Genomic DNA, 17,985 nt, shown 5'->3' on the forward strand with positions numbered 1-17,985 from the left:
CTCTGTTTAACAGCAAACATGCAAAATCAAGATATTAATACGCTTCTTGCCAAACATTTCAACGGCGAAACTCTTTCTGAAGAAAGAGCCATAGTTGAAGAATGGATTGCATCCAACCCTCAGGAATATAATCGCCTGAAATCATTGGTGGAGCAAACAAACCATCTTGCCGGCACCCCTCATTTTGATTTGGAGAACAGCTGGCAGAAAGTTGATGCACAGATCAGAGGAAATCAGAACAAAACAGTTAAACTCATTAAACAACCTGCTCCACGTAAATTATGGCTTTCTATTGCTGCTGCGCTATTTTTAGTGACCAGCTTTGGCCTGATCTATTATAGCAGTTATTATAACCCATTAATCACCATAAGCACAGGTACTATTGCTAATAAACAGGTTCAGCTTGAAGACGGCTCTGTGGTTACACTGAATGCAAACAGTACATTAAAATACTTTAAACACCTGTCCTCTGATAAAAGACAGGTAAGACTTCAGGGAAAAGCTTTTTTTGAAATTACTAAAAACCCTTCCAGACCTTTTATCATTGATGCCGGTAAAGGAGAAGTAAAAGTACTCGGAACTACATTTAGTGTAAATACAGATTCCGGTAAAGTAGAGGTTCTTGTCAAAACCGGTAAAGTCCAGTTAAGCAGCAAAATAAAACGCGGGCTCCATGTTACTCTTCTGCCTGGAAACAGAGGTATACTGAATAATGATCAGCTGCAGAAAGACACTGTTCTTTCAGAAAATGAATACGCCTGGAAGACAGGGCGCCTTGTTTTCAGGAATGAAAAACTGGCCAGCGTGATTCAACTACTTGAAACCACTTATCACAGAAAAATTATATTGGATAGTAATGCTTCATCATGTTCGGTGACGGCTACTTTTTTTACAAATCATACTTTAGAAAGTATACTGGAAGAGTTAAAACTCATTCTGAAGTTTAAATATGAGGTTAAAAAAGATTACATATTAATCCATAATTTAGCCTGTGAGAATGACAACAGGCAATAAAATCTATTTTTTCCTCTTTTTAATACTGGTTCCTGCCTTTTTAAATGCGCAGCATAAAACCGGCCTGTTAAACACGCCCGTTAAACTCACTGAAAGAAAGGGATTAATCTCCTATTTTCTGAATCAGGTAGAACAATCGGGTATCCTGTTAACCTATAATCCGGATAACATCCGGATGAACAGAAAAATAAGTCTTTCCGGCAGAGTCAAAACAGTAGGTCAGCTACTTGAAGAAGTTTTACGCGCAGAATCCATACGAATTAAAGAGTATCAGGGAAAAATACTCCTGATCAGTAACCCCGGGATGGTCACCATTAGCGGAATCTTAAAAGAGCGAGGTAGTGATGAAATCATTATTGGGGCAAATATCACTGAAACAGGCAGCCGCAACAGTACCACAACCAATGGTTTTGGTTTTTACAGCATGACTCTGGAAAGAGGTAGTTATGAACTGAACATCACCCATACCGGCTATGATCCGGTCTTGTTGAAAGTTGACCTGGACAAGGAAGACATCAGACAGGACATTTATATGAAATCCGGCCTGGATCTGCCCGAACTGATCGTGACAAAAAACACAGAAGCTAAAAACAATCTGAATATAAGAGGTGATCAGGTAGATCTTGAAGCAGCCAGTAAACTTCCGTCTTTTCTTGGAGAGAAGGACATTGTCAGGGCTGTACAACTCTATCCCGGAGTAGCAGGTAATAATGGTGGTACTGTCAATATGTTTGTAAGAGGCGGCAACTCCGATCAGAATCTGGTCACTCTCGATGACATCTCTATTTATAACATCAATCACTTTAACGGGATGTTCTCTATTTTCAATCCCGATGTGCTTAAGAGTGTAGATTTTTACCGGAGTGATTTCCCTTCCAAATATGGCGGTCGTTTGTCATCTGTACTCAACGTGCGCTCAAGAGATGGCAATATGGAAAAATACCATGGCCATGCCACTATCGGATTGCTTTATGGATCTGCAGCTCTTGAAGGTCCTATTATTAAAAACAAAGCCTCTTTTACGGCCAATATACGCAGAAGCTGGCTTGATTTATTAGGGGCAAAATCACTGGAAGATGCCGGGCTTTACTATTATTTTTCCGATCTGAATTTAAAGCTCAATTATATAGCAAATCCAAACAACAGATTTTATATCAGTGGATACCTGGGGAATGATTCATACCGCCAAAAGGTATATTTACCTGCAGATTCTGGTAATGGGACTAAAGATTACCGGCAATCTCTGAAATGGGGAAACCGGCTGATTGCTTTCAGGTGGAACAACATTATAAGTCCCCGGCTTTTTAAAAACACAACAGCAACTTTTAGCCAGTACAGTAATAGCTTTGACATTAAAGCACCACCTGTTGAAGGCATACCACTTAAAATCTATTCTACGATTAAAGATTATGGGATAAAAAGCGATTTTAATTACTATCTGAGGCCAGATCTTAAACTCAATTTTGGTGGCGGAGCCAACATCAATTCCTTTAAATTTCCATCAGGAATCTTCAATGGTGAAAGTTTCAAAATCAACACTTTGAATTTCAATGCCTATGTAGAAGATGAAGTTAAGATTGGAGCTCGTACAGAGCTGATTGCAGGTTTACATTATGCCGGATTTAAATCCGGCAATACGACTTACCATACACTTCAGCCCCGTTTAAGACTCTCCTACCGTCTTGATGAGAATCAGGTCTTAACTGCCTCCTATTCCAAAATGTCTCAATTTATTCATCAGTTTACCATCAGTGGTTTTTCATTCCCTACAGAATTAAGAATACCGAGCGGCAGATACATTAAGCCGGAGATTTCAGAAATCATAAACCTCTCTTACCGGCTGCAGGCAGGTAAAGCAGGTAACTTCACTATTGAAGCTTATTATAAAACCATGACTAATCTACTGGCTCTGGGTTCAGGACAGGATATTAACAACGGCTACTTTGCAAAGAAGATAGAAGACCGTCTGGTTCCCGGCAAAGGAATAAGTAAAGGTATCGAATTAAGTTACATACAACAGCTTAACTGGTTGAGATTCCAGCTTTCCTATACCCTGTCAAAAACCACAGGTCAGTTTCAGGCGCTTAACCTTGGCCAGAGTTTCCCTTTAAATCAGGACGTCAGACATAATCTGAATATGGCTGTCAATGCCTCTTTAGGGGAAAGATTAGCTTTTTCAGCCCTATGGAGTTATACTACAGGTCAGTATACAACTGTACCGGAAACTATCCATAAAAGCATAGATGAAGTACTCGGAAATGCTTCCGGTTCTTATACCTACGTGATTTCAGGAATAAACAATTACAGACTCTCCAATAATTATAAACTTGACCTTGGTCTGAACCTCACCCGTAAATTTAAAAACGGACATCAGAGGATCTGGACTATAGGTATGTACAATGCTTTTGCAAACTCTCAGTCAAGCTCATTAAGTTCCACCATTAATACAGAAAACAATAAAATCAACATTTATGAAGGAGTCAAGCTCAAACTGATTCCCTACTTTACTTTCACATATAAATTTTAGGTATGGATCTTTACAGTAAAAAATATTTCCTGATATTTTTCCTTTTGCTGACCTTGAGCAGCTGTGAAAAAGAAACCAATGTGGATATATCCGGCAAACCACCTAAACTGGTTGTTCTTGGCGAATTTAATCAGGAAGATGAGGCAACAATTAATTTAAGTACAAGTGCCTATTCCGTTGCGAAGGGTGGTTTTCCGGATGTAGAAGACGCACAGGTGAATTTATATGATCAGAATAACAGCCTTATAGAAAAATACACCTATAAAGGCAAAGGGAATTATACCGGGAAAAAGGCAGTTACCGGTCTGGGCTACAAACTAACTGTTAACTACCAGGGTAAAGCGTATAATGCCGAAACCATTATCCCCACCGCTTTCAATTTAAATATTAAAAGCAGGGACTCCAATTCTCTTGAAGCAGAAATAACTGATATAAGCAGGGATATCAACTTATATACTTTTGAATTGATTGAAAGACCATTTACTGTCGACCGCTATTATCTGGAAAACGGACAAAAAATCAAAGTTAATTCAGAAGCAGAATTTACAGCGTTGCTGAAGCTTAATCCAGCACTGGAAGCAAAACGCGATACAACTTTTGACTCCAGATTTAACAGAATATATATCGGCACAACCGATAGCAGAACAGAGAACGTAAGGTATAACGTATTAAACAGTGAGACAAAACGGATTTTCTTAACTGACAAAACCTTCAATGGTGGTACTACAACTTTAGTAATCTCATTTGCAGAAAACGCACTGAATCAGGAAAATAAACAATACGTCTTATTGGCAAAATCTACTTCGGCCGTATATTTCGATTATTTATACAGCATGGATCTTCAGGAAGAAAGAGCTATTTCCGGTTCTTTAAATGTCCCTATTAAAGGAAATATAGATAACGCCCTGGGTATCTGGGGAGCAGCCTATATCCGAAAAATCACTATCAAATAGCAAAAAGATTATAATCCTGAAAACATGTCGGCGCTGTTATTTAAAAATATCGAAAAACATATTCAGATCACTGATGAAGAATTTGAGCAGTTCAGCAGAAATTTTCAATTGCGAAAAGTAAAGAAAAAAGATTTTCTGTTAAGAGCCGGAGAAATATGCAGATATGAGGCTTTTGTAACCAAAGGATGTTTTAAGGTTTATTATCTGAATGAAAACGGTACCCAGCAGATTCTTTATTTTGCCACAGAAGACTGGTGGGCAACAGATATTGATAGCTTTACCAATCAAATACCAGCTATACTACATATCGAGGCTTTAGAAGACTGTGAAATATTATGTATTAATAAACCAGACAAAGATGCTCTGTTTGAACAGCTGCCCAAAGTAGAGAAGCTATTTCGGATTATGAACCAGAGGACACTGGTTGCTTTCCAGCGCAGAGTCATCTCCTCTATCGGAAAAACTGCCACTGAGCGATATATGGAGTTTACAGCAAAATATCCGGATCTGGAAAACAGGTTAACGCAGCTGCAAATTGCCGCTTATCTGGGTATTACACATGAATTTCTAAATAAAATCAAAAAAAACATTTCAGGGAATTAATTTATAATTTCCATTGAACCAGTTCAATTTTTTGCAAAAACAGATGGTATACTTTTGTTCCGTAAACAAACAAATATTATACTCATGAAAAAAGAAATCTTAAATCTCAGTGCAGTGTGTCTGCTTACCATTGGCAGTACTTCGGTTTTATCCGCGCAGCAGCACAATCCGGCAGCAACAGCATTAATCGTTATCGACATTCAGAATGATTATTTCCAGGGTGGTAAAATGCCGTTGTCCGGTGCAGATAAAGCCGGACGCAATGCGAAAAAATTAATAGAAAAAAGCCGGAAAACAGGTATTCCGGTTATTCATATACAGCATATTGCTTTACAGGAAGGGGCTACCTTTTTTCTGCCGGATACCAAAGGTGCAGAAATCCATACCGATGTTACTCCATTAAAAAATGAAAAGTTAATCGTAAAACATTATCCTAATAGTTTCCATGAAACAGAATTGCTGGAATATCTTAGACAGAATAAGATTAAAAACCTGGTTTTTGCTGGTATGATGACTCACGTTTGTATAGATGCCACGGTCAGGGCGGCAAAGGATTACGGCTTTAACTGCACCCTTATTGGAGATGCAACAGCTACCAGGGATCTGGAAATAAATGATCAGACAGCCAAAGCAGCAGAGGTTCAGAAAGCTTTCCTGGCAGCTTTGAATTTCTACTATGCAGAAATAAGTTCTACCAGTAAATTTCTGGCTCAATATTAATGCACAAAAAGAGAATAGCATCACTAAAATCCGTCGTATAAAACATCAAAATGCTAAAACAGCTCATATGATATTAAATGCATTTAGCAAAAAACAATAAAATTTTAGCAATTTATCATGATCATATTTAAATGTTATTTTTCTATACTTGATAAAAAACAAGAATTTTTTGATCTAATAAAATCAGGATGGAACCAGAAAAAAGTGTCTATAGTTACTTTAGCGACACAATGTTACTTACACATTTAAAGCAGGGCGACCACCAGGCTTTTGCAGAAATCTTTGACAGATATTGGAAGAAAATATATAACGAAGCCTATAAGCGGTTAAAGAATACAGAGCTGGTAGAAACCGTGGTACAGGAAGTCTATGTAAATCTCTGGAAAGAAAAGGGAAATGAACAAATAAGGCATATCCTTCCCTATTTATTATCATCCATGCGCTCCCAGGTACTTAAATTATACCGTGAGGGTAAAGCCGGTCCGTTTTTCGAAAAAGGCCTGAATTATATCATGCTTACTTCTATACACAATGGTGTCAATTAGCTAAATCAGACAGTTTTCCTGTCCATATAAAACATGTATTTAAACAGGCCGGATTTTAGCCTGTTTAAATACATGCTTCAAACTGATTATCAAAGATTATTGTGGAGTGTATTTAAAAGAATGAATAATCATTTCTACTTCCTGACTATTTGAAGGAGCATTTCCTCTGAACAACCATAAATTCATGTGTACAGGTAATGCTTCCGTACTTACCGGAAAACCAGCTGGTGTCTGATAAGCATAAAAAGAATTAGCCTCGCTTTGTGTATGACCATGATAGCTTTTATAGGCCACCGTCTGGTTGGTCCGTGTAAATTTATACGTACTATAAGTTCCGTTTAAAGCCAGTTCATAGGTTTTGGAATCTCTTGTTTCCGGATCACCATAAGCAGGATACACTGTGTAATTGAAATTAGGCCATTGTGAATTGCCCCATCTTGCAAATTCAATATCTACTTCATGATGCCCGTCATCCCCATCTTTATAATTAAACAAACCAAATACAAGATTTGGATCTAACTGATCCGGACGACCTTCTATTTCCCAGACATAAGAGCCGTATCCAAATTTTTGCTGGGAATAAACTTCTGCACAGTTCCATCTTCCCGTAGCAGGATCTTTTCTGAGTTTTAAATGCAGAAAACCTTGTGCATCCACCCATACACTGCTTCCTGACCAGTAATTGGGCCCCGGACCGACAGTTGAATTACCTAAATCCTTAACATTCCAGGTAATTCCACTAAAGACAATGGTACTCACAGCTGCAATTGCTTTTTTGTCTGTTACTCCATTATTTTCATTCCGGGCAGAAACAGCCTGATCTTTTTTACAGGACAGGGAAAGCATCGCAATAATTGCGATAAAATACATGTTTTTCATAGTTTTTTGGTTTTGATGATTTGTTTGTTTAAAATTATTTTACCCTATTAATCATATTATGGTAATTAAAAATAAACAAATTTAATCATAAAAACATATGAATAAACTTTAAGGGGATAATCAGATCCGGAGACAAAGAAACAGTTCTTTCCGTTGAAAAAAACACCTTGGTAAATTTAAACGCGGATACTCAAAATATCCTTTACAGCATGATCTGCTTTTGAAAACAAAAACGGATAACCATTATCTATCAGACGCTGTGGCATAACCCACCTGCTTTTCAGTATAAGTTCTGTTTCCGTTCCAATCAGTTTCGCTCCCATTTCCAGCAGCCATGCCGGAGAAGGCAAACCAAAAGGAACACCATAAGAATGACGAAGCAATCTCATTAAATCAGTGTTTTTAATGGCTTCTGGTGCCGCACAATTAATTACTCCGTTTAATTCCTGATGCTGCATTAACCATTCCGTACACCGGGCAGCATCCTGCTCATGGATCCAGGAAACATATTGCTGTCCATCCCCCTGGTGGCCACCCAAACCAAATTTCACCAGGTTAAGCAGGCGGGGAAAAGCACCATCGCCACGCCCTATAACAATTGCCATGCGCAAAGCTATCTTTCTGGTTTCCGGAGTATGAGTTTCAAAAAATGACTGTTCCCATTGGCGGCATACTTCTATAGAAAATCCATAACCTATATCTCCTGTTTCCTCATCCTGCGCACGGTCTTCTGCATGTCTGTAAATTGTTGCAGAAGTAATATTGATCCATAACTTCGGTGGCGCAGTCATTTTTCCTATTACAAGCCCCAGTAAACTTGTCGGCTGTACCCTTGAAGCAATTATGGCTTGCTTATTTTTTTCTGTATAACGACAGTTTACATTTTTACCACAAAGATTGATCAACAGGTCTGCCCCTTCCAGCGCATTTGCCCATTCCCCCTCATGGATGCCATTCCATACCAGGGTTTTTATATTTCCATCTGCGGCCTTCCCTGTTCGGCTCAGTATGATTATCTCTTTAGCCAATCCCCTGTAATATTGTGCCAGTACGCCTCCCAGGTAACCATTACCGCCGGCAAGAATAATTTTATTATACATCATATTTTTAGACTAAAAGAATGATCAAAAGAACTATAAAACGATACAATGCCCAGCTTACAGTCAGACCCCAGCCTAATTTTAAAAGCCTGGTTCTACGAATATGCTCTAAAAACATCAGTCCGGCAACTCCCATAAAATAACCGGCATAAACCATTGCAGGAAGACTGATCCATTGTGAGATCAGCAGCACAGGCAGCAGCAATAAGGCTCCGCCAAAAGAGATCGTCATCATATGACCAAGGTAGTCCCACTTTTGCTGGTTACCAAGCTGCATTCTGCTCACCACTAAAGCCTGAAACAAGAGCTGTCCCCCGCAAATCAGGTATTCCCGGTAAATATGATCATCAGGAATTAATCCGTTCATCAGCCTGGTATAGCCTGAAAGTATATAGGCAATAACCAGCCAGCTGAATACCAGATAAGCTATGCGGTAATCTAAACGAAAGGCTGGCATTTGCTGAGTACTGCTGCGTTGCTCTGCTGCAGGGATAATTACCCGGCGGTTATAAGAAATAAAAGCATAGGCCTTTTCCATCACCCCAATAAAAGGTCTGAATGCAAATAGTGGTTTAAGGAAAGGCAGGCTGACTGAGAATATTTTAAAGAAACTATGAATACCATAACTGACATTTCCCGTCTCCAGATCGATCAGTGCAATTTCATTTACTGCTCTCTGGTGATCCAGAACAGGACACCGGGCTGCCGGAAAATCCTGATATGGAAGACGGCCCTCTTTCTCCAGCATACCGGTGTTAACAAAAGCTTTAGTATACAATTGACACATTGGACACTCAGCGTCGAATAAGATCAGATGATTCTTTAAAGTATTCATTTTGTATATATTTAATTTTCAGTAATTTTTGAAAGTTCAGCCGGTAAAAAAAACCTTAAAGATGATTACCCTAAGATTCTATTATAGTTCTATTTGAAGATTTTAAATATAGAGCCCCAAAACCAGTTCTCCTCTGCTTTGAGCATGGTTTCGAGCGTTTTATCTACATTTTTCGCTAATTTATTAATGTCTTTAACAGATTTTGTGAAGGTCGAAAATTCAGGGTCCTTAGCATCCCCTTCCACTTTTGATAACTCATCAAGGATTTTGATTACCGGATCCAGTTCTCTTTTTCTGCGTTCCTTTGCCACCTGCCTGGCAATGTTCCAGGTATCCTTATCAGCAAAAAAATATTCTTTACGTTCCCCAGCTTTATGCTGCTTTTCCACTAAACCCCATCCAATCAGATCTCTCAGTGTCATATTTGCATTTCCTCTTGAAATGCTCAGGGTAACCATGATTTCTTCGGTAGTCAGTGCTTCAGGCGAAATCAATAATAATGCATGGACTTGTGCCATAGTCCGGTTTATCCCCCACTCAGAGCCTAATTTGCCCCAGGCCTCAATGAATTTCTGTTTTGCTTCCGGTAATTCCATGCACAAATATAGCAATACATATTTAACTTTCAATAATTACTGAAAGTTTATTCACTAAGAAAGAAATGACTATTTCCCAGGCCTGAATAAGATGATTTTTTTTACACCCGTAAGATTGACAGGAGCTGATCGGAAACCGGGCATAAGCTGATCAGGAGCCCGATACCATTTTATAATAAAGACTGCCCGACTCTTCCAGCTGTTTACCTTTTTTGATAAAACCTGCCCGCTCAAACCAGGTAACCAGTGCCAGAGGGGCATGTACATACAAGGCTTCATCAGTCTCTTCTGCTAGTTTCCTGAGTAATGCTTTCCCTATCCCCTTACCCCTGTACTGCTCCAGAATAGCTAATCCTTCAATTTTATTGCCGGTTCTGGTTTTGCGGCAGCTCACTGTTCCCGCAGGCAGATCATGTACAGTAGCCAGAAAATGCAGCGTCCTGTGATCTTCAGCAATTGACAGCAGCTGATCATCATCAAATTCTCTTAATATCGATTTTCTTATTGCTGCCGATGTTTTCAGTCTTTCAGGAGTTTCCACTAACTGAATTTCCAGGTCTGAAGATTTGATACCGGCTTCTCCCCTTTGGTCTTTCATCACTTCCACCAGCTGCTGAGCCCGTTCAAAGAAGCTTTTTTTTCTCAGCTGATCTTCTGTTTCATTCAGGGCTTTGAGCAGATTATTCTCAGTTTCTGTAACTTCAGACAGTATTTTGATCATCACTTCCCATACCGGTTTCATCTTTTCAATCACTTCCCATGCTTTAGCAGTCAGGATGATCAGTCTTTTACGCTCATCAGTTTTATCCCTTAAAGAGCTGATCAGCTTTTGCTGTTCAAGCTCTTTTAATAAACTAATTGTTGAAGGATGAGCATAGCCGATTTCTGCTGCCAGCTCCAATATACTTAAGGGTGATTTAAACTGTAAAGTATAGATTACAGGAAACCATTTGGGTTCAAATTCTATCCCGAAGGCTTTATATAATAATAAACCATCCTTACGGAACTGATCACTCAGACGCTGTAAGCGTGTTGAAATGGCCAGTATACCAGATTCATCTATAAGATTAACGGTATCTTTATTGCTCATTATTCAGGTGTAAGACAAAAAAGTGAGTATCCAGTTTCATTAAAGGCATTGCAGCTGGCAAGTTAGCTTTTTCTACAGATACAAAACCGTTCCGTTCATAAAATCTGATGGCTGCCTTTAAAATCTGTACCGTTCCAAGATAAATTGCATTGATGCCCTTTGCTGCTGCATAAGCAATAAGACGCTCCAATAACTGTTGCGCTATCCCTTTCTCTTTACCACGATAATCTTTATGTACAAACATTTTACGGATTACCCCAATCCCCTCTCCAATATTAATCAGGGCGATAGAGCCAATTACCTGGTCATTATGTTTCGCAATCCAGAATTCTCCCCCCGGCTCTTTATAAAACTCGTCTATCTCTCTCAGGTCTGGCTGATCTTCGGCTGTAATCGGAATATTAAATTCCTGCCGCTGAATAGTCAGTATTAAGTCAATGATCTGTTCCGTTTCTGCAGCTGTTGATGTCTTGATTTCAAATTGTGTTTCCATTACATTATTATATATACCACAAAAGTACGTAGTCAACTACATATATACAAACTATTGCCTGATAATTACATTTTGATTACGCTGAAAAAGCCTGATCTGAACAGAGATTTGGAAAAGCAAAAAATAAACTTTACCATTGCTTCATATAGAAGCATTATCCTGTTAAAAAGAATAAGAGGTTTCAAAACCGAACATATTCAACTGATAACAAGCGCTATAGTGAAAAATCAACTCATAAAACCAAAGCTGTATGAAAAAAGTATTCCTAACACTTTTCGCTCTCTCCTGTCTTCAGGTTTCGAATGCACAGGAAGGAAAGAATTACAAAATCATCACTAACCCAAATGGAATTATTCTGGGATATAATCCGGCATCAGGTGTAAAAATACTGACAGTTGAAGGACTGAAGTTCAAGGATCTGAACAAAAACGGCAAAATAGACCGCTATGAAGACTGGAGGCTTTCGCCACAGGAAAGAGCAAAAGATCTGGCACATCAGCTTTCCATTGAACAAATATCCGGATTAATGTTGTATAGCGGCCACCAGATGATCCCGGCCACAGATAAAGGTTTTGGGTCTGGTACTTATAACGGGCTGGCTTTTAGTCAGAGCAAAGCCAGGCCCGAAGAGCTGAGCGACAATCAGAAAAAATTCCTGAAAGAAGATAATCTCAGACATATTTTAATTACTAAAGTACAAAGTCCTGAAGTAGCAGCAGCCTGGAACAATAATATGCAGGCCTTTGTAGAAGGAACAGGTTTAGGTATCCCGGGAAATACCAGTACAGATCCCCGTCATACTGCTACCATTAACAGTGAATTTAATGCTGGTGCCGGTGGAACTATTTCTATGTGGCCCGATGGCCTGGCCATGACAGCAACATTCGATCCTTCCATAGTCAGGGAATTCGGGCATATCGCGGCACAGGAGTACAGAGCGTTAGGGATTACCACTGCACTTTCTCCGCAAATAGACCTGGGTAGTGAACCACGCTGGTACCGCATTGCGATGACTTTTGGAGAAAGTCCATTATTGGATGCTGATATGGCCCGTGCCTATATTGATGGTTTCCAGACTTCCTTTGGCAAAGATGAAATCAAAGATGGCTGGGGATATAAAAGTGTTAATGCCATGGTCAAACACTGGCCTGGCGGAGGTGCTGAAGAAGCTGGCCGTGACGGACACTGGGCCTATGGAAAATTTGCCGTTTATCCGGGTAAAAATCTTGAACAGCATCTTTATCCTTTTACACAGGGAGCTTTTAAACTTGACGGAAAGACCAGGGAAGCATCAGCTGTTATGCCCTATTATACCATTACCTACGGACAGGACCCTTCCGGAAACAATGTTGCTAACGGTTATAGCAAATACATGATTACAGATCTGCTCAGAAAGAAATACAATTACGATGGTGTGGTTTGTACCGACTGGCTGATTACTGCCAACGAAGGGGCCACCCCTGATATTTTTGCCGGCAAACCCTGGGGTGCTGAAGCTTTATCCATCAATGAAAGACATTATAAGGTAATTATGGCCGGTGTAGATCAGTTTGGGGGTAATAACGAAATGCAACCCATACTTGCAGCTTATCAGATGGGTGTCAAAGAATATGGAGAGAAATTTATGCGCGCCCGTTTTGAAACATCTGCGATCAGATTATTGAAAAATATCTTCAGAGTAGGCCTTTTTGAAAACCCGTATCTCGATCCACAGGAAAGTAAAAGGATTGTAGGCAATACTGAATTTATGAAAGCAGGTTATCAGGCACAGCTGAAATCAGTAGTTTTGCTCAAAAACAAAGCTTCGATCCTTCCTGTAGCTAAAAACAAAACTGTATTTGTGCCAAAAATTTACTATCCGGCAGCCAAAGACTGGTGGGGAAACCAGTCAGCCGCCAGGTTTGACTATCCGGTAGATATCAATCTGATCAAAAAATATTATACCGTTACTGAAGATCCGGCTAAAGCTGATTTTTCCATCGTTTTTGTATCCAGCCCTCATAGCGCCGATGGCGGATATGATTTGAATGACAGAAAAGCCGGTGGAAACGGATATGTACCTATTACCTTACAGTATAACAGCTATACCGCTGCTACCGCTAAAACACATAGTATTGCCGCAGGCGATCCGGTAATCGATCCTTCCATCGCTAACCGCTCCTATACAAATAAAACTGTGACGGCCTATAATACGATGGATTTAAGGACTATTCTGGATACCCGCTCAGCCATGCAGGGTAAACCGGTTATTGTGGTCATAAATGCTTCCAAACCCATGATATTTAACGAATTTGAGCAACAGACTGATGGAATTGTCCTGCATTTCGGAGTTTCAGGACAGGCCGTTATGGATATCATATCAGGCGCAGCCGAACCATCCGGTTTATTGCCTGTTCAGATGCCCGCAGACATGCTAACTGTAGAGAAGCAGTACGAAGATGTACCTTTTGACATGACCTGCCACAAAGATACAGAAGGAAATGTTTATGATTTTGGATACGGACTCAACTGGAAAGGCAAAATCAGCGATCAGCGGAATAGTAAATATCATACAAAATAAGCATCTGAATTATTATTATAAAAGCCCGGTCCGGTAGTATACCAGGCTGGGCTTTTACAATAATTCAGACCATTACGCAAGCTGACTATTTTTTACTCACGTATTTTTTAAAGTAACCGCATTCATTTAAAATCTCCTGGTAATACCTGGTCTGACTGTACTGTGTTTTCAGTTCCGCAAAGTATTTACCTACTGGAATCTTGCTGAAGTCAAAGTCCCAGTAATACTTTCTGTCTTTTCCCGGGTTATTATATTGTGCATTATAACTCTCATTACGCTCACATTTAGCAGCCATATAAGTATATTTTGCCTTTAACTCCTTAGTTTTGGCATGAGCTCTGGCCAGCAGATAATATTTCTCTGCAACCTTGCTGTCCGTTACTATTTTCCTGTAAGGCAAGGCAATGCTATAAGGTGAATCACCATAACTTTCAGTAACAGTAGCTGAATAGTAAAATACCCGCGCATTACCATAATGGGTAATATTATAATAAGCATTCGCCATCAGCGCTGCATTTCCGGAGATATTCTTACCAGCTGCAAGATCCTTTTTAATCCCATTTAAGGTTTCCAGGAAGCCAAGTATCGTTAACTGTGGTTTGTCCTTCTGTGCCGCATGCTCGCAGTCATGACAATCTTTGATATAAATATTGAAAGGATTGGCAAACAACGTGGTTTTGTTCACGGTATCAGCCTGTTTCATCAATACTATCGCTTCATCCAGTTTTTCCTGGTAGACCAGTAAAATGGCCTGCAGATAACTTAACTGTCCAACATTGATCGAATAGTAGTTTAACATCGACTGTTCAAAAGCTGTCTTATTCTTTTTATTTAACAAAGCTTTTGCCGCCTCAATTCTCGCATTATTATTATAAAATCCCATTTCCGGTTTAAAGAAATAAGCTTTTAAAACATCACCCTGTTTTTTATACAGCTCTGATAAGAGCGTCATACTTTGACTCACCGCACTATTGTAACGAAGATCAGTGATTGTTCTTTTATTCTTGTTTAAACTGTTGAACCAGTTTAAAGGTTCTATCATTGCCGCCTCAGCTCTGGCATCTATACGTTTCAGCTGTTTTAAATAAAGTAACCAGTCAAGTATTTTATACTGTGCCATCACCAGTGTATCATTTTTCGGCAATTCCTTTCGCGCCTTACCATAAAATGCTCTGGCTACCGTATAGTTACCAGAAAGAGAATTCAGATAGCCTGCAGCCATATTCCAGTAATAAGGTTTGTGGGTTTTATCTTCACCTGCAATCTTATTCACTAAAGCCCGCTCAGCGGCCGACTCTAACCTTATGGTTTTACTTACAGCACTGGTATCCTTTGGAGCCTGTCCTCTGGCCTCTCTTGCGTTCACCAGTCTGCTTAACAGAAGATCCAGTTTTTCCGATTTGGGATCGATCGCATAAATCTCCTTAATTGCACGTACTTCATCACCTTTACTGCCCAGCATATGCCATAAGGTAACCTTCTCTTCTCCATTTTTAGCCAGCTTCAGCGTTTCTGTCCAGTCTTTCTCGTTCTGAGGATGGAAACTCCAGTTACTTGGAATCTTCATTTCAAAAGCAAAGTTATAACACAAACTGTACAGATAATTTGCCTGCGCATAATCTCCTTTCTGATAATAATATCCAGCCAGATAACCCAGTGCGCGGTAATAAATCATATTCTTTGGAAATGAAGCCCCTTCTTTTGCAAAATAGTCAGGCAGCGGCACATCAGTTTTAGCAGCAGCTACCGTAAGCTGACGCTGTTTAAAATAGTAATAACGTACTAGCTGAAACCACAAACGTTCCTTAATAAAAACATCCTTTTCCTGGCTGACAGCTTTAAGCAAAGTATTCTCTAAAGCTGAAGGCACATCTTTTACAGGAGTTTTTTCATAAGCCCAGTAATCCCCTGAACCAACCGCATAGCTTTCGCATGCCTTAGCTAAAAGCAGGTAATCAAAAAAGGCATTGACTTTCTTTTGCGGTGCTTTAGAGTTTTTCAGGTCAGGCAAACCCACCGGCAAGACCTTCAGTTTCCCTCTGTAATTAAGAACCGCAGAATCAACATTTCCGGCAGATGCTTTGATTAATAACGTTTTCAGTGAAGCGGTATCCACCTGATTGTCAAACCATGAATTCCATTCCTTTACAACCAGCTCATTAAAGCGGGTACTGTTATCATCCTGATAATTTCCTTTATAACCTTTATAATAAGTAGTGGAACTAAAATAAAAAAACGGGTAGTAAGCGCTGTCCACAAAGGCTTCGGGCGCAAAACTCGAGTTATAATAATCATCAAAATATCCATCATCACTACAGGCAATTACAGCGCCTGCAAGAGCAATGGAACATAGACTAAAAATGAGCAGAAATTTCTTTGATATCTTTTGCTTCAAGCTCCGAAGCAACGCTGGCTGATAATTCATAATATATTATATTTCTTTTTTCAAGATGTGCAAGGTGTTTTGATAATTGGTCAGCTGCCTTTTCCAGCAATTTCCGGTTTACAGTCTCCAGTTTAAACAAATCATTTTCTTTGATATAAATCCCTGAGAGATAAAAGCTGCGCTTAGCTTTATAAATATTAGATTGTCCGGTCTGCTGGAAATTTGCCGTATCTGACAATTCCTTTTGCCCGATTTTACCGTAAATCTGAATTACCTTTCCTTCTCTGATTTGTATAGCCCAGGAGAACAAAGGCAAAGCGACGTCTAAAGGCAGTTGATATAAGGGCAGATACCTGACATACTTTGCTGCATCTGTGGTATTATAAATAGAATTCCGCTGTTTAAGACCAGCAGAGATTTTACCCATATTATAAAACATTAGTAACCCCTTGTCAACCGGAGGCACTCCCGTTCTATCTGCATATTTAATCTGATGTAAACGGATTGTCGCTTCCAGCTGTTTTTTATTCAGTTCTTTAAAAGCTTTCAGAAAGGCAAAATAACGATTCCTGGTTCCGGTACTCCAGTCGCAGTCTATCTGTACAGCCTGGTAGGATATCTTATTCTGGCCGGTGATATCATTGATGAGCTGATTTATCTTTTTTGCCAGCGGTACTGTCTGCTGCGGAGTTAATTTTTCAAACGTCCTGTTGGTAATATAAATGACCGGAATTACCTTAAACTGATGAATATCCTGATTAATACTCACAATCGCATTAGGCCGGACATCCTGTTTCTGCTCATCCCAGATCACATCAAATAAGCGCAGATATAACTGATTGCCCGCAGCATCATTTAATAAGGCACTTTGTGGTTTATCCAATAAAAAAGTGGTTTTCCAATAATAGAAAGCAGAACTGGCGGTAGATATTTTTTCCTTACACCCTGTAAGACAACAGCTAACCAGACCAACAAGGATAAACACAGAGAAAAGTACTTTTTGACGCATATCAGCAAATTATTTTTCTATTTCCAGATCGGATAACGGAAATCACTCAAAGGTAAAAAAATCCTGTTTAAAGACTAAAACAAAGCAAATATCAACAGATGCGAAATAAAAATCAGCAAACACAAAGGAACATAAAACAAAGTATCATTTTTAGCAAAAGCAGATGATTTCTGTTTTTTTGCCAGGCCGATATAGTTAAAGTCGCCAATTGCCCTTAAAAGAAATATCAACCCGATCAGCAGAATCCCATAGCGAAGATATAAAAGCTGCAAACCTGAATCCGGAAAAACCCTGATACACAGATTAATCCCTGCAAACATGAGCAACCCTGCAGCCACAGTAAGCGTGGCCCGGACACCCGGAACAAATAATTTCTGACCGGAATCAATAGTTGGGACTGATAATTCTTTAGCCCACCGGCCACCAAAGGCCCAGTAAATATGAATAACAGACAGGGCGATAAAGATTAAAGCATTCAGTAGTGTAAGAAAAATAACCATGGCCAAAATTAAGTTTTTTTCAATCTCTTCGGCCTCCGGATTCAATTAATCTCCATTAAAAAGAAAGAAGTTTAACCTGTGTAAGAGATCGGGGTTGGTATAGGGTTGGTATACCCCCGGGGTATACCAACCCTATACCAACCCCGATCTTAATACGTCCCGCTACAGCTCTTCG

General features: G+C 39.5%; 16 protein-coding genes. 7 read left to right on the plus strand and 9 right to left on the minus strand.

All coding sequences use genetic code 11. The features are described 5' to 3' along the window. Nucleotides 1-18: 18 nt before the first annotated feature. The 6 genes from PL_RS04230 (at nucleotide 19) to PL_RS04255 (ending at nucleotide 6,362) form a co-directional block, all read left to right on the plus strand. Nucleotides 19-1,014 (plus strand): FecR domain-containing protein, encoded by a 996-nt coding sequence (locus PL_RS04230; protein ID WP_041884092.1) that lies wholly within the window; start codon nucleotides 19-21, stop codon nucleotides 1,012-1,014. Beyond that, entirely contained in the window at nucleotides 998-3,541 is a 2,544-nt protein-coding gene (locus tag PL_RS04235) for a TonB-dependent receptor (RefSeq protein WP_041884094.1), read from the plus strand. Before PL_RS04230 ends, PL_RS04235 begins: the two co-directional genes overlap by 17 nt. Before the next feature lie 2 nt (nucleotides 3,542-3,543). Next, entirely contained in the window at nucleotides 3,544-4,494 is a 951-nt protein-coding gene (locus PL_RS04240; RefSeq protein ID WP_041884097.1) for a DUF4249 family protein, read from the plus strand. Nucleotides 4,495-4,518: 24 nt separating this feature from the next. Continuing rightward, nucleotides 4,519-5,097, plus strand: a complete 579-nt coding sequence (locus PL_RS04245; RefSeq protein ID WP_041884099.1) for a Crp/Fnr family transcriptional regulator — start codon at nucleotides 4,519-4,521, stop codon at nucleotides 5,095-5,097. Between the two features lie 84 nt (nucleotides 5,098-5,181). Further along, nucleotides 5,182-5,817: a cysteine hydrolase family protein gene (locus PL_RS04250; protein ID WP_082035991.1), complete on the plus strand. Its 636-nt coding sequence runs from the start codon at nucleotides 5,182-5,184 to the stop codon at nucleotides 5,815-5,817. Nucleotides 5,818-6,005: 188 nt separating this feature from the next. Further along, nucleotides 6,006-6,362, plus strand: a complete 357-nt coding sequence (locus PL_RS04255) for an RNA polymerase sigma factor (protein WP_152620353.1) — start codon at nucleotides 6,006-6,008, stop codon at nucleotides 6,360-6,362. Between the two features lie 96 nt (nucleotides 6,363-6,458). Here PL_RS04255 and PL_RS04260 read toward each other — a convergent pair whose 3' ends face one another. From PL_RS04260 to PL_RS04285, 6 genes are all read right to left on the minus strand, one after another. Next, nucleotides 6,459-7,241: a glycoside hydrolase family 16 protein gene (locus tag PL_RS04260; RefSeq protein WP_041884101.1), complete on the minus strand. Its 783-nt coding sequence runs from the start codon at nucleotides 7,239-7,241 to the stop codon at nucleotides 6,459-6,461. Nucleotides 7,242-7,417: 176 nt separating this feature from the next. Beyond that, nucleotides 7,418-8,344: a TIGR01777 family oxidoreductase gene (locus tag PL_RS04265; RefSeq protein ID WP_041884104.1), complete on the minus strand. Its 927-nt coding sequence runs from the start codon at nucleotides 8,342-8,344 to the stop codon at nucleotides 7,418-7,420. 4 nt (nucleotides 8,345-8,348) lie between these two features. Then, complete coding sequence (locus PL_RS04270; RefSeq protein WP_041884107.1) at nucleotides 8,349-9,176, minus strand: hypothetical protein; 828 nt, start codon at nucleotides 9,174-9,176, stop codon at nucleotides 8,349-8,351. An 89-nt stretch (nucleotides 9,177-9,265) separates the two neighbouring features. Continuing rightward, complete coding sequence (locus PL_RS04275) at nucleotides 9,266-9,772, minus strand: GbsR/MarR family transcriptional regulator (protein WP_041884109.1); 507 nt, start codon at nucleotides 9,770-9,772, stop codon at nucleotides 9,266-9,268. A 151-nt stretch (nucleotides 9,773-9,923) separates the two neighbouring features. Beyond that, complete coding sequence (locus PL_RS04280) at nucleotides 9,924-10,862, minus strand: bifunctional helix-turn-helix transcriptional regulator/GNAT family N-acetyltransferase (protein WP_082035992.1); 939 nt, start codon at nucleotides 10,860-10,862, stop codon at nucleotides 9,924-9,926. Then, the gene (locus PL_RS04285) at nucleotides 10,852-11,355 is read right to left on the minus strand and encodes a GNAT family N-acetyltransferase (protein WP_041884112.1); all 504 of its coding nucleotides are present in this window, start codon (nucleotides 11,353-11,355) and stop codon (nucleotides 10,852-10,854) included. The genes PL_RS04280 and PL_RS04285 overlap by 11 nt, the downstream gene beginning before the upstream one ends. A gap of 250 nt (nucleotides 11,356-11,605) precedes the next feature. Between PL_RS04285 and PL_RS04290 the strand changes: the two genes are divergently transcribed. Next, nucleotides 11,606-13,915 (plus strand): glycoside hydrolase family 3 protein, encoded by a 2,310-nt coding sequence (locus PL_RS04290; RefSeq protein ID WP_041884114.1) that lies wholly within the window; start codon nucleotides 11,606-11,608, stop codon nucleotides 13,913-13,915. Nucleotides 13,916-14,000: 85 nt separating this feature from the next. On the opposite strand, the gene PL_RS04295 is transcribed toward PL_RS04290, so the two are convergent. From PL_RS04295 to PL_RS04305, 3 genes are all read right to left on the minus strand, one after another. Further along, a complete protein-coding gene (locus tag PL_RS04295; protein WP_041884115.1) occupies nucleotides 14,001-16,340 on the minus strand; it encodes a hypothetical protein in 2,340 nt (779 codons plus the stop codon). After that, nucleotides 16,270-17,310, minus strand: coding sequence for a hypothetical protein (locus PL_RS04300; RefSeq protein WP_041884117.1), 1,041 nt, complete (start codon nucleotides 17,308-17,310; stop codon nucleotides 16,270-16,272). Before PL_RS04300 ends, PL_RS04295 begins: the two co-directional genes overlap by 71 nt. A gap of 74 nt (nucleotides 17,311-17,384) precedes the next feature. Further along, nucleotides 17,385-17,810 carry a DUF3995 domain-containing protein gene (locus PL_RS04305; RefSeq protein WP_152620354.1) on the minus strand — a complete coding sequence of 142 codons (426 nt, stop codon included), beginning with the start codon at nucleotides 17,808-17,810 and terminating at the stop codon, nucleotides 17,385-17,387. Nucleotides 17,811-17,985: the final 175 nt, after the last annotated feature.

Source organism: Pedobacter lusitanus, assembly GCF_040026395.1.
GTDB lineage: Bacteria > Bacteroidota > Bacteroidia > Sphingobacteriales > Sphingobacteriaceae > Pedobacter > Pedobacter lusitanus.

Coding starts and splice junctions, on each gene's coding strand:
- PL_RS04230 (WP_041884092.1), top strand. CDS start 19: ATGCAAAATCAAGATATTAATACGCTTCTTGCCAAACATTTCAACGGC.
- PL_RS04235 (WP_041884094.1), top strand. CDS start 998: ATGACAACAGGCAATAAAATCTATTTTTTCCTCTTTTTAATACTGGTT.
- PL_RS04240 (WP_041884097.1), top strand. CDS start 3,544: ATGGATCTTTACAGTAAAAAATATTTCCTGATATTTTTCCTTTTGCTG.
- PL_RS04245 (WP_041884099.1), top strand. CDS start 4,519: ATGTCGGCGCTGTTATTTAAAAATATCGAAAAACATATTCAGATCACT.
- PL_RS04250 (WP_082035991.1), top strand. CDS start 5,182: ATGAAAAAAGAAATCTTAAATCTCAGTGCAGTGTGTCTGCTTACCATT.
- PL_RS04255 (WP_152620353.1), top strand. CDS start 6,006: ATGGAACCAGAAAAAAGTGTCTATAGTTACTTTAGCGACACAATGTTA.
- PL_RS04260 (WP_041884101.1), bottom strand. CDS start 7,241: ATGAAAAACATGTATTTTATCGCAATTATTGCGATGCTTTCCCTGTCC.
- PL_RS04265 (WP_041884104.1), bottom strand. CDS start 8,344: ATGATGTATAATAAAATTATTCTTGCCGGCGGTAATGGTTACCTGGGA.
- PL_RS04270 (WP_041884107.1), bottom strand. CDS start 9,176: ATGAATACTTTAAAGAATCATCTGATCTTATTCGACGCTGAGTGTCCA.
- PL_RS04275 (WP_041884109.1), bottom strand. CDS start 9,772: ATGGAATTACCGGAAGCAAAACAGAAATTCATTGAGGCCTGGGGCAAA.
- PL_RS04280 (WP_082035992.1), bottom strand. CDS start 10,862: ATGAGCAATAAAGATACCGTTAATCTTATAGATGAATCTGGTATACTG.
- PL_RS04285 (WP_041884112.1), bottom strand. CDS start 11,355: ATGGAAACACAATTTGAAATCAAGACATCAACAGCTGCAGAAACGGAA.
- PL_RS04290 (WP_041884114.1), top strand. CDS start 11,606: ATGAAAAAAGTATTCCTAACACTTTTCGCTCTCTCCTGTCTTCAGGTT.
- PL_RS04295 (WP_041884115.1), bottom strand. CDS start 16,340: ATGAATTATCAGCCAGCGTTGCTTCGGAGCTTGAAGCAAAAGATATCA.
- PL_RS04300 (WP_041884117.1), bottom strand. CDS start 17,310: ATGCGTCAAAAAGTACTTTTCTCTGTGTTTATCCTTGTTGGTCTGGTT.
- PL_RS04305 (WP_152620354.1), bottom strand. CDS start 17,810: ATGGTTATTTTTCTTACACTACTGAATGCTTTAATCTTTATCGCCCTG.